Raw genomic sequence first — 12,435 nt, 5'->3', positions numbered from 1 at the left:
CCTGTTTGTTCAACATTCGCGAAGCCGCTTCACCTGAGATATTCCCCATGAGATACTTTTTTATCGTTCTTGCATTACTCGTTGTTGATTGCCTGGCTGGCAGGTCGGCCATGGCTCAGCAGGAATCGACCAGGCTTCCAAACATCTTGTGGCTGACAAGTGAAGACCACGGGCCGCATATGGGTTGTTATGGTGATTCACTCGCACGCACTCCTCATGTCGATCAGTTAGCCAAAAAAGGGATGCGGTTTCGCATGGCGTGGTCGGTGGTGCCTGTCTGTGCACCCGCTCGAACAGCCATCATCACTGGAGTTTACCCATCCGCCAGTGGTGCGCTTCACATGCGATCGATGGTTCCTTGGCCGGAAGAGCAACTGCTCTTCCCGGCTTATTTGCGCAAAGCTGGCTATTACACAACAAACAACTCGAAAGAAGACTACAACGTCCCCAAGGCGGTTCCCCCATGGGATAAATCGGGGGCGAATGCTCATTGGAAGAATCGTAAACGTGGACAGCCTTTCTTTGCAGTCTTCAATTCGACGAAAAGTCATGAAAGCCAGATTCGCAAACGACCTCATCAGGCCATAACCAACCCTGCTGATGTCCGCATTCCCAAGTACCATCCGGAGACTCCCGAGGTTCGCCAGGACTGGGCACAGTATTACGACCAGGTGAGTGCTGCCGATGCCGACGCCGGTATTCACCTTCTCGAACTGGCAGAGGCCGGCCTCGCGGAGGAGACCATTGTCTTTTACTACGCAGATCACGGCAGTGGCATGCCCAGAAACAAACGCTGGGCCGGGAATACCGGGTTGCAGGTCCCCTTTGTCGTTTACTTCCCCGAAAAGTATCGCCATCTGGCTCCCGCAGATTATCGTGCCGGCGGTGTTTCTGACCGATTGATCAGTTTTGTCGACCTGGCTCCCACAATTCTGAGTCTGGCGAATATCCAGCCACCCGCCTACATGCAAGGTCATGCTTTTGCCGGTCCTTACACCGCTCCAGCCCCCCAGTACCTGTTTGGCGTTCGCGGACGCATGGATGAGCGGCCCGATCACGTTCGCAGTGTAACAGATGGTCGTTATGTCTATCTGCGGAATTACCTGCTGCATCTTCCCCATGGCCAGTATCTGGAGTACCAGTTTCAGACACCGACGACTGTGGCCTGGAAGACATTATTCGATCAAGGGAAGCTCAATCCTGCACAGTCCGCCATGTGGGTCACGCCTCGTGAACCCGAAGAACTTTACGATCTCACCAGCGATCCGGATGAGGTTGTCAACCTGGCACTTGATCCTGCACACGCCGAGACCATCGCCCGCTTTCGAAAGGTTCTGTTCGATCAGAATGTGCGAGTCCGCGATGTCTGCTACCTTCCAGAAGAAGAGATGCACCGCCGGTCAAAACTAACCACTCCCTGGGGACTGGGCCATCGCCCGGAGACATTTGCCCTCGAAAAGACAATCGAGGCGGCTGATGTTGCGGCCTCCAAAGTGTCAAAAATTGAGGAACTGACAAAATTTCTCAGTGATACCGAATCGGGTGTTCGCTACTGGGGCCTCATCGGCCTGCTCATTCGTCAGCAGCGGGGCGAGCCAATCCCTTGGCCGGCTGTTTTGCCATTGATGAACGATGAATCACCCTCGGTGCAGATTGTCGCTGCACAACTGGCTGTGCTCGCAGGTTCTTCAGCCGAGCAGGCCCAGGGGCTCGCTTTGCTCAAAACCTTAGCCACTCCCGAAAAGAGTGATGTACTGACCTCGATCAGCGCACTGACTGCGATTGAAGCTCTGGGAGATCGAGGCCAGTCACTCTGGGACGATCTTCTGCTGATGAACACTGCCAACCTCAAGCTGCCTGACCAGCGTTTCAGTCCGTACATTCCTCGATTGCTCCTGAATCTCAAGGAACTGAAAGAACGTCGAACATCGAGGAAGTAGGATCGGCTGTGCGGACCATTTTTCCTGCTCCATGCAAATCACGACTCGAATATGCCGACATACTAACCACTATTTTTAACGAGACCTGACAACGCAACATGGTTCGCACAGCGGACCCTACGAAAGTCATCACACCATGTCTTCATGATGGCCGTAGTAGGGTCCGCTGTGCGGACCATAATCGATGAACCAATACAGTCATTGCTCAATTGTGTCGCCAGATAGTCAGAAAGCTTCGTGGCGACAAACAAAGGCCAAACATGGTCCGCACAGCGGACCCTACTAAGGACTATAAACCTTGTATACAAGTGGGCGAATCCTTCAGATTGCGATCTTGTTCTTGTTGGGACTTACGATCAGCGGCCCTCTCCTCGCGGCCGAGACTGCTGCTCAGCCGCTGAACATCGTGGTCCTTTACGCCGATGACTGGCGTTTTGACTCGCTCGGCTGTGCCGGCAACTCCATCATCCAGACACCCCACATCGACGCCCTTGCAGCCAGGGGAATCCGCTTTCCGCGTAATGCTGTGACCACCTCCATCTGCGGCGTCTCCCGCGCCACGCTTCTCACAGGCCAATGGATGTCTCGTCATGGCAATCCGGCCTTCGAGATGTTCAAAACTCCCTGGGCCGAAACCTATCCCGCGATCCTTCGTGATAGGGGCTATCACGTGGCCCATGTCGGCAAGTGGCACAACGGTAAGTTCCCCACTGCCAACTATGATTACAGCCGCATTTCAGCAACGAGGCATTGGGTCCCAGCTCGTGGAGAAGCCGGTAAGCAAGGCGAAAAGATCCATATCACTGCCCTCCAGGAGCAGGATGCCCTCGATTTCTTCGAAAGCCGCCCGCAGGAAAAACCCTTCTGCCTGACAGTTGCCTTCTTCGCCCCTCACGCCGACGACCCTTCACCCGCGCAATATTTGCCGCAACCGAACAGCATGTCGCTGTATGTCAATGACATCATTCCAGTACCTGCAACAGCCAACGAGCAGGCTTTTCGAAATCTGCCACCCTTCCTGGCGAACGACAAGCAGGAGGGCCGCCGCCGCTGGTCATTAAGGTTCTCTAATGAAGCAGCCTTCCAGACATCAATGAAAAACTACTACCGCCTGATCACGGAAGTCGACGCTGCCTGCGGCCGGATTCTCGATCGATTGAAAGCGGAGGGGTTGGCGGACAACACGCTCATCCTCTTCACCACGGACAACGGCTACTTCCACGCTGAAAAAGGCCTCGCCGATAAGTGGTATCCTTACGAAGAAAGTATCCGCGTGCCGCTGGTGATCGTCGATCCCCGGATGGACAAATCGCTGGCGGGAACCACGAATAATGCCCAGACGCTGAATGTCGATCTCGCGCCGACGATTCTTCGCGCCGCGGGTGCCGAGCCCACCCAGCGGATGCAGGGCCAGGACATGTCTCCACTCTATCTGGGAACGCCCACTTCAAGACAGGCAGCCGCCAAAAGTTGGCGAACCGACTTCTTCTACGAGCATTCGACGATCCGCGACATTTCGTTTATCCCTTCATCACAGGCTCTCGTAACGCCCGAGTGGAAGTACCTGTATTGGCCAGACTTTCAGCAGGAAGAACTCTTTCATCTCACAATCGACCCTCGCGAGGAACAGAACTTGGCCTCGGATGAAAAGTCACTCGACACTTTGCGTGATCTTCGTGAACGCTTCGCGAAACTTCGAGATCAAGCCAAATGACTCTCCCTACTTCGCCTCGCTGGTGACCCGGAGTTCGCCCCAATAAGCGAATTCGTAGGCCCAGTTGTTCGCTTCATTGAGAACTTCGATCACAGGCTGTGTCCCCGCGAACGAAGCCAGATCGATCTCCCGGCGGGCCCAGCCATTCTCGGTCGTTGACTTGCCGATGATCTCTTCATGGATCACCTTTCCGTTGACTTTGACCACCAGCCGGAAGTCGCCTCGGGTGTCGTTTGCCACATGAACGAGTAGCCGGCTGGGCTTGTCGGCAGGGAGGTCGAAGACTCCCCTGGCCACCATCGGTCGCTTCTGATCGACGGGATGAGTCCGCACGACGACTTTTTGACCGCCGTATTCCTTCAGCAATCCCACTCCGTTGAGTCCGGAGGAAACCTCCGCAAAACCCGGCGCGACAGTCTGGAAGATCGCCCCGAATTCCGCGGCGTTTGTCGATTCGCGAGGCGAGACTTCGAACGCTCCTGGCAGTTGCCGTGCACTCGGGTCACCCGGTGGCTTATCAAGGATAACATACGCCATTAAATCCGCGATCTCCTGACGCGACAACTGCTTCTCAATCCCCTCGGGCATCAGCGAGAGTTCACTCAGCTTGTATTCTTCGATCGTGGTCCGGGGAATGATCTCTACCTTCCCCCCCTGCACCTTCAGGACGACCCGCTCCGGAGAATCCTCAGCCAATAAACCGCTTAGCGCCCGGCCATCGTCGGTGATCACCGTACACGAGCGATAACCCGCACCAATGACGAGGTTCGGGTCGAAGATGTTCGAGAGCAATTGCGTGTAATCGTTTCGCCCATTGAGTGTGATCTCCGGCCCGACCTCTGCCCCTTCGCCGTACATCTTGTGGCATTGCCCGCACACCTTGCTGAAGATGAGCTGGCCTTTCACCGCGTCCCCCGGTGTGGTGCGAACAAGATGTCGCATCTCGGCAACCACTCGTTCCCGTTGCGGGTCGCGACCTGAACGCACCTGTCCCCACACTTCACCCAGCCGCTTGGAAAGCAGTTCATCCCCGAGATCCGCGATCCGTCGTGCTTGAAGTGAACTGAGAGCTGACGCGGGAATCTGCTTCTTCTCCATCGCTGCCAATAGAGCCGCAGCCCATGTCGGTCGCTGGGTGAGCAGTTCGATGGCCTTGGGCTGCAGATCGGTGGTAAGCTTCGGATAGTAGGCTAGGGCGAATGCGCCAACTTCGGGATCATCCAGCCGCGACAAAGTTGCCAGCAGCTTCCCCTTGAAATCGCTCGCAGCGGGCGGCTTGCCATCGAATATGGCAGCCACGCTCCGCAGCACTTCATCCTGACCAGCCGCCACGAGAGCACCAGCGGCCGCCAGTCGCTCCTCGTCTTTGAAGGTGGACGTTTCCAGCACTCTACGGGCGGCTGCATACCCGTCTGAGTCGCCCCAGGTTGTCGCCAGAAGCGCGGCTGGTACAAAGTTGCGGCTGGAGGGATCGGCCACGATTTTCTGGATGACCGGCCCAACCGACTTGCGTACCGCCGCCAAACGCTCACCCGCCAACTGCCGCGTCTGGATCTGCGTTGCCAGCACGCTCAGCACCTGCCGGGCTGATTCACTCGCCGCATCGGTGGCAAGAATCGTTTGCAGCACGACTGCATCCGGCTGCGGTTGCGACAAGACCCAGTCCATCAACCGGCCATCCAATGATTGCGCCAAGGCACTCGACCGGTATTCCGGCGCAGCGAGGAGATCACCCAGGAGCTCTGGTCGACGGCCATAAAAAGCCTTGACCGTCTGCCACGCCAGCCGATGAGCATGAGGGTCGTTTCCCAGAGCTTTTGATCCTTTTTTAATCGCCTCATGGACATCGTCACTGAGAATGCCCTGCTCTGCGGCACGAGTGGCGGTGATCCATGCCTGCACCCGAACAATCTGATCTTTATCAAGCATTCCGTACGGGATCACGATGCCAATCAGTTCGTTGGAATCCATCGTGCTGGAAGCATTTAAACGAGGGATGATCGATAGAAGTGTCCGATAGCTCCAGGCACGAATAACTGGGTCCGGATGATGTAAAGACTGCTTGCAATGAACTTCGTTATAGGTTGGCCCGTTGGTGGCAACTCGAAAGGCCGCATGACGCCCAAAATCGGTTGTGAGCTTCCCATTGGATCGAGACATTCCGAGAGACTGAATGCGTTTCGCACTTTCCCCGCCTGCCCACATTCTCTCTTCCAGAATCCGCTGAGCAGTCCCGCGTGTCCAGACGTTCGGGCTTTCCAGTAGTTGAAACAACTCGTCGTCGCCGAGTGATGCCAAGTCGAAGTTCGCCTTCCGAGGAGTCTCCTTGTATCGCACGCGATAGAGCCGCCCTTTGAGCCGGTCGATCCCTTCTGGATCGCGGTTGGCATCCTGATAGCAATGATAGCGGTCGTACCAGTCGAGGATGTAAAGCGAGCCGTCTGGGCCGGTCTTCTGCACCACCGGCATGAACCAGGCATCGTTCGCTGTCAGGAAATCAGGTTCGCCGAAGCCCGCGTAGGTCGAGCCATTGCGCTCAATACGGTCGACATTGATACATCCGCCATGGATGTTCCCCATGTAGAGCTTCTTGCGGTACTGCTCGGGGTAAGCGTCGCTGTCGAACCAGGTGATGCCGCAATACGCCGCCTTCTGGTGCTTGTGCTTGACGATCGATTCAATCTTCCATGTGTGCGGCGGATAAGGCCCGCCCTGCCGGTGGTAGTAACCGGTTTCGACGAGATGCCACAGGTGGTCGATGACGCAGGCGCTGATGAACGCTTCGCCTTCGTCATTGAAGGCGATCCCCCACGGGTTGCTTGTCCCTTCGCAGAAGACCTGGAATTCGCGAGTTTGCGGATGAATGCGGAACATCGCCACCGTGAATTTCCAACCGGGATGTTTCTCCCGCTCGGCCTCAGCAAAATTCGGATTGTCTTTACCATACTTGACGTGGCTGGGATTGAAGACGCCATTGAGCCCATAGAGCCAGCCATCCGGCCCCCAGGTCAAAGAGTTTGGTAACTCGTGGGTATCGTCGCGGCCAAAACCGGTCACCACGACTTGAGCCGGGCCGTCGGGTACACCATCCCGATTGGCATCCGGTACAAAAAGAATGTCAGGTGCATTCGCAATCCAGACACCGCCATGCCCGACTTGGACGGCCGAGGGAATGTTCAGCCCATCGAGGAAAACTGTGAACTTGTCAGCCCTTCCGTCGCCATCGGTGTCTTCGAGAATCTTGACGCGGTCCCGCCCTGGCCCGGCACTGTGCCTGGGATACTCCAGTGACTCCGTGATCCAGAAACGGCCCTTCTCGTCGATCGCCATCGCCACCGGATTGACGATCTCCGGTTCGCTGGCGACGACTTCCACCGTGAAGCCTTCCGGCACCGTCATCAGCTTCGCAGCAGTCGTTGCGTCGCGAGGATCGTTGGGCGGCTTCTCCTGACGATGAGGAATCACCTGCGCATTGAGCGATGTCCACGTTCCGAGAAACAATAAACCGAGCAGTAAGCCACCTGGAATTTTGCGGCTCAAAAGTAATCCAATCGGAAAGCGACAATCCATGGGAGGTGCCTCAGTGAGAAACGCATAAGCAGCAACACATGCATGTTACATCGAGGGACTTTGCACCGCCACAGTCCTCAAGCCTCTGAATTCTCTACTTCAGCGAATCAGGCTGACCTGCTGGTCACTGATGGCTGGCCGGACAATTTCCGGCGGATGACTTTTCTCAGTCGCACCCAGTTCCCAGGGAGATTGCCCGACCCACGTCGTTTTTAGCCCTTCGATTTTGAGTGTTCGCCCGGCAAGATCGACCGTCACCATCGCCCATAAAGGATCCTGATACGGGCAGGTACTTTTCAGGTGAGGATGCTGTTTGTGAATCTCTGGGGAGTAACTTTCATGTGCGAATTGATCTCCCATCCAGTGGTAGGCCGCACTGTTGATCTGGATGTAAGGAATCCCGTTGACGGGGCGAACGTAATCCTGATGCAAATGACCTGCGAATACAGCCACTACGGGCGATTTGTTTGATAACGTCCCTTCGAGAATCTTCTGGATTGCCGCATGGTTTTCGATGCCTGAATCTGTTTCCAGAGGTTGGTGGATGAGCACGATGACGGGTTCGCTGGATTTCTCAAGCTCCGTTTTCAACCACGCGATTTGATCCGGTCCAATGTACCGGGCATATCCCGATTTCTGGCCCCCCGGTTCATTTCCATCCAGAACAATGAATCGCACCCCTTTTGCAGAAAACGCATAGTACCTGGCAGGCATACCATAGAACTCGGCAGTGACCTGAGGTTTGTAACCGGCGTCCATGTCATGATTACCCAGCACATGGTATTTAGGCCCCGGGAATGCGTTCCAGATCTTCATGAGGGGCTGGTTTGCAGGTTTGGGGATACAAAAATCGCCCAGTTGGCAGATAAAATCGACGTTTGCCAATGTCATCGCTTCGACAAACGCTCTCAAACGATCAGGAGCATCGGGGATAATGTCCTGATGGAGATCTGTAATCACCCCAAAACGAAGTGGTGCTGTCTGCTCCTGCGCCTGGGTCACCAGGGCGGGTAAAGTGACGACACAGGAACTTGTGGCCAGAAATGTCCGCCGACTGATATTTGTCATCAGGAGTCGCTCCAGGAATGTCGTGCTGTGTTGAGTCTTAAATAGAAACGAGGGAAAGCCTGGCATTGGCTGATCATGTTGATGGTTGGGCAAGATGCTTGTTGAACCAGCTCAGCATTTCTTGAATCGCCTGTTTCATGTCTGCAGGAGGTAAGCCATGGCCTGCCTCAGGAAACTCCACCAATCGATTGGGAACTTGCGTCTGCTCGAAAGCCGCTTTGATGTTCTGGCTGTGTGAGACGGGAACCAGATCATCTTTGGCCCCAGCGAGGAGCAAAGTCGGCGCGTCATCGGCAGAAACTTGTAACAGGGGTGAAAGTTTCTTCGCTGCCGCCAGGTCGAGATCCAGAGCAGGAAATCGATCGTAAGCGGGGAGCCGGTCTTTGGCCTCGCGTACCATAATCGTCAGATCCGTGGGGGCCACAAACGCTGCGACGGCCTGAACACGATCACTCACCCGATTGATGGGATCGGGATCGTTCGCACGACCATCGTCTCCTGTGGTGCCCAGCGTGAGTGAAAGATGGCCGCCAGCGCTGATGCCAAAGACTCCCAGGCGGTTGGGGGAAATTCCAAACTGTTTGGCATTCAGACGAATAAATCGCACACTGCGGCGGACGTCGGCGACGGCATCGGGAATGCCATATTTCGGGCTGCTGCCGTGGCGTACGGCAAATACCGTGTAGCCTGCGTCGGTCAGTGGCTTGAGCATACCATGCAGCTTTTCGGGTGGTGACCACTGCGAATACCAGCCACCGCTGACGATAAAGATCACCCCCGCTCCATTGGCATTTTCAGAGGGAGTAAAGACATCCAGCGTCATCGCCAGACCATCTTTATGACCATAGACCACATCGGGCGTAATCTTTACGGTAGAATCGGCTGCCGTAACTGCATGCTGAAGGCCCATCCAGAGGGAGAGTATAATCAATCCTTGATTCCAGAAACTTGCCATCATTGTTCTCCTGATAAATGCTCTGTTGCGTCCACTCAGTTTCAAATCACACTCGATATGCGTTCCCCATGAGTTGACCGTGAAAATCGCTCATGATCAACTGCCCAGCAGATCGTATCGATCTGGTTTCACTTTGGTTCTCAGCGATTGATCTCGTGCCAACGGGCAAACTTTACTGGACAGTGACTCTGTCAATGAATTCTTTTTTGACCCAGCATCAACCGCCATCCGCTGCCCAGCCATCATCGACATTCCGTCTTGACTGGCTGTGCTGGACAGCTTTGGCGTTGACCTTGATCCTCCGCGTGGGCTGGATGGTTTTGAAGCCCGAGTCTCTAGCGATTGATCGGGATGCTTATCTCCTGCTGGCTCAAAATCTGGTGCATGGCGAAGGGTTTTGCGGGCCGGGTGGAGTTCCCACAGCGTTTCGGCCACCACTTTTCCCACTGCTTCTGGCACCGTTGTTGTGGCTGGCAAATGTCACGTGGGCTGTGGCCATACTGCAGTTGTCACTCTCTCTCGTGCTCACCTGGGCGACGATTCGAACAACTCAACTGTTGACGATCGATCGTGCCAGCGGTGAAGACACAAGAGATGGATGGCATGCGGCGGGTGGCTGGGCGGGCATGATTGTCGCAATAGATCCTTTACTGCTGCTCTACTCGACGCAGCCGATGACGGAAATTTTAGCCGCCACGCTGATCATGCTGTTGTCGCTGCAGTTGGCTCAGGCATTGATCCATCCCGCATCTCTGACACTCTCCCGATTGATGCTGGCTGGTCTCATGGCTGGGTGCGCCCCATTGGCCAGGCCCGCACTCCTTCTGCTGCTACCATGGTTCCTCATTGGCATGGGATGGATCGGCAGCCAACACGCACCACACCGTTCACCGCGATTATTTCTGCGCATCGTGATGATCCTTGCAGGATTTGCTTTGATCGCTCCCGGAATCTGGATGACTCGAAATCAACTGGTGATGGGTGAACCCATCGTCACCACAACACATGGAGGTTACACACTCTGGCTGGCCAATAATCCTGTCATACAAGAGCTCGAAGAGATCAAAGGAACTTCCATCTGGCCTGATGAAAAATTTCGTGAATGGGAAGCCAGAAACCGCGAAAAACTCGATGGGCTCAGCGAAGTCGAGCAAGACAAACTTCAGCAGGGCTGGGCCTGGCAAACCATCCGCCGCAATCCTGAAGCCTTTACTCGCAGCGCTCTGCTCCGGATGGCATTTTTCTGGAGCCCAGTCCCTCAAAGCATGTTCCAGAATCGAGTGCCGTGGGGACTCATGGAACTGTTGTTCTTCAGCTATGGCCTGTTCGCCATGATGGCCTGTTTAGGAACTATTGAACTCCTTCGCAGTCATCGAGTTTTTGGCGTCTGGTTGGTTGGTACTGTCTGCCTGGTGATGCTGCCCCATGTTTTCTACTTCAGCAATGCGCGGATGCGGGCCCCCATTGAGCCTCTCCTGGCGATCCCTGCCGCGATCTATCTCGTCAAACTCTTACAGCCATTGATCCGCAGGACGCACATTCCCGAGGATTGATCCCGTCTTGGCAAAGTCACTGGGAATTCTCGGCAGCATTGATGATCCGGCGAGCAATCATGACTGGATTGTCCTCGGGATCGATAGGGAATTGCCGACATTCTTCCAGATTACGAAACCACGTTTCCTGTCGCTTGGCAAACTGTCGTGTGCGATCGCGCATGGTGATAAACACAGATTCAGGGAGAGAGAGTTCCGGGTGTCGAGCTTCAGGACTCAGGGTTTCCAGCCAATCGAGAATTTCTTTGTAGCCCAGTGCCTGTCGGGCGGTATGGCTGAGAGGGCGTTCGAGTTCCATGAGTCTGAGATTTTCCGCAACCAGCCCTTGCTCGACCATCTGCGTTAATCTCCGTTCGATGCGTTCGGCTAACCAGCCTCGAGGGGGCATCAAAGCAAAGACTTTGTGGATCCCTTCGACTGGCGGTTGATTCTGTTGCGCAGACAACGGAATGCCAGTGAGCTCAAAAACCTCTAGGGCACGGATCACTCGCCTCAAATCATTCACATGCAATCGAGCCGCTGCCGGAGGATCACATTGGGCCAGAAGGTCATGAACGGCCTGATTTCCCTGTGTGATCGCCAAAACCTCCCACTTCTTGCGAAGTTCCCAATCAGCCGCCGGGCCATTAAAAACTCCCCGCAGCAGACTCCTCAAATACAACCCCGCTCCACCGACAAACAGCGGGGTCTTGTTGCGCTGGACAATCTCTTCCGCCACCTGATGAGCATTTTTCAGATACTCCGCCACACTGAATTCTTCCCACGGATCAATGACGTCGAACAAATAGTGCGGCCTCGCCAGACGCTCCGTGACGGAGGGCTTCGCTGTACCGATGTCCATTTTTCGATACAGTGTCATCGAATCGAGAGCGATGATTTCTGCATCGAGCATTTCTGCCAGTTCGAGAGAGACTGCGGTCTTTCCACTGGCGGTCGCCCCGGTCAGAAACCAGCACTGGTTGAGAAGTTCTGCGGGAAACTGCATAGCGAGTGGTTTTCAACAGCAGGGTGGTGGCATACACTGCACTCAGTTCGCAGGGCAGCATTCTGCCCATCATAACAGTGGCTGTGGTTTGCTGAACCTTGAAAGGGACCGCAATCGACGGCTGTTGTTGAACCAAAGAACTGCAGGTTTACTACGAAGGTTTTGACATGCCACAGTTTGAGAGTCAGGTTCAGCTTCCTGCAGCACCGGAAAAAATCTTCGACTTTATCTCACGTCCAAAGAATCTCGCCTCGCTGAGTCCTCCAGAAGCTGGTCTGGTCTTTGTGGAAGCTCCCGAAGTGTTATCTCTCGGCAGCATCATGGTCTGTCGAGTTCAGGCTTACGGCGTCGTCCAGCAACTTGAGCAGAAGATCACGGTCTTTAATGCTCCCGTGGGCTTTCGCGAAGAACTGATCAAAGGCCCCATTAAAAGTTACATTCACGATTACATCATCGAGCAGCAGGATGATGAGTTGTGCGTGCTGAAAAATCGAATTGAGTTTGAGCCACCGGGAGGCCTGATTGGTCTGATGGTCACTGCCGACAAGATTCTCGATCAACTGGAAGATGCCTTTGCTTACCGCCGTCAGATGCTGGTCAAGGCGTTCTCGTAAACACTCGAAAGTCAACCATTCGCACGGGAACCTGAG

The 12,435-nt window shown here is 55.0% G+C and carries 8 protein-coding genes; 4 read left to right on the top strand and 4 right to left on the bottom strand.

Translation table 11 applies throughout. The features are described 5' to 3' along the window. Positions 1-47 precede the first annotated feature (47 nt). Both A6X21_RS16470 and A6X21_RS16465 read left to right on the top strand, forming a co-directional pair. Positions 48-1,940, top strand: coding sequence for a sulfatase family protein (locus A6X21_RS16470; protein WP_068849862.1), 1,893 nt, complete (start codon positions 48-50; stop codon positions 1,938-1,940). Between the two features lie 334 nt (positions 1,941-2,274). After that, a complete protein-coding gene (locus A6X21_RS16465; protein ID WP_240490298.1) occupies positions 2,275-3,654 on the top strand; it encodes a sulfatase family protein in 1,380 nt (459 codons plus the stop codon). A gap of 6 nt (positions 3,655-3,660) precedes the next feature. On the opposite strand, the gene A6X21_RS16460 is transcribed toward A6X21_RS16465, so the two are convergent. The 3 genes from A6X21_RS16460 to A6X21_RS16450 form a co-directional block, all read right to left on the bottom strand. After that, positions 3,661-7,224, bottom strand: a complete 3,564-nt coding sequence (locus A6X21_RS16460) for a PVC-type heme-binding CxxCH protein (RefSeq protein ID WP_068849859.1) — start codon at positions 7,222-7,224, stop codon at positions 3,661-3,663. A 99-nt stretch (positions 7,225-7,323) separates the two neighbouring features. Then, on the bottom strand, positions 7,324-8,358 hold the full coding sequence (locus A6X21_RS16455) for a metallophosphoesterase family protein (RefSeq protein WP_083233673.1): 1,035 nt from the start codon (positions 8,356-8,358) through the stop codon (positions 7,324-7,326). A 7-nt stretch (positions 8,359-8,365) separates the two neighbouring features. Continuing rightward, a complete protein-coding gene (locus A6X21_RS16450; RefSeq protein WP_240490297.1) occupies positions 8,366-9,223 on the bottom strand; it encodes an alpha/beta hydrolase in 858 nt (285 codons plus the stop codon). 218 nt (positions 9,224-9,441) lie between these two features. On the opposite strand from A6X21_RS16450, the gene A6X21_RS16445 reads away from it, so the two are divergent. Further along, the gene (locus A6X21_RS16445; RefSeq protein WP_131818390.1) at positions 9,442-10,800 is read left to right on the top strand and encodes a hypothetical protein; all 1,359 of its coding nucleotides are present in this window, start codon (positions 9,442-9,444) and stop codon (positions 10,798-10,800) included. Positions 10,801-10,816: 16 nt separating this feature from the next. Here A6X21_RS16445 and miaA read toward each other — a convergent pair whose 3' ends face one another. Beyond that, a complete protein-coding gene (miaA, locus tag A6X21_RS16440; RefSeq protein WP_068849851.1) occupies positions 10,817-11,785 on the bottom strand; it encodes a tRNA (adenosine(37)-N6)-dimethylallyltransferase MiaA in 969 nt (322 codons plus the stop codon). A gap of 167 nt (positions 11,786-11,952) precedes the next feature. Between miaA and A6X21_RS16435 the strand changes: the two genes are divergently transcribed. Continuing rightward, complete coding sequence (locus A6X21_RS16435) at positions 11,953-12,399, top strand: SRPBCC family protein (protein ID WP_068849847.1); 447 nt, start codon at positions 11,953-11,955, stop codon at positions 12,397-12,399. The last annotated feature ends 36 nt before the right edge of the window (positions 12,400-12,435 follow it).

It is taken from the genome of Planctopirus hydrillae, from assembly GCF_001707835.1.
GTDB classification, from domain to species: domain Bacteria; phylum Planctomycetota; class Planctomycetia; order Planctomycetales; family Planctomycetaceae; genus Planctopirus; species Planctopirus hydrillae.
The sequence above is the reverse complement of the archived record's forward strand: the minus strand, read 5'-3'. Positions and strand labels throughout refer to the sequence as shown.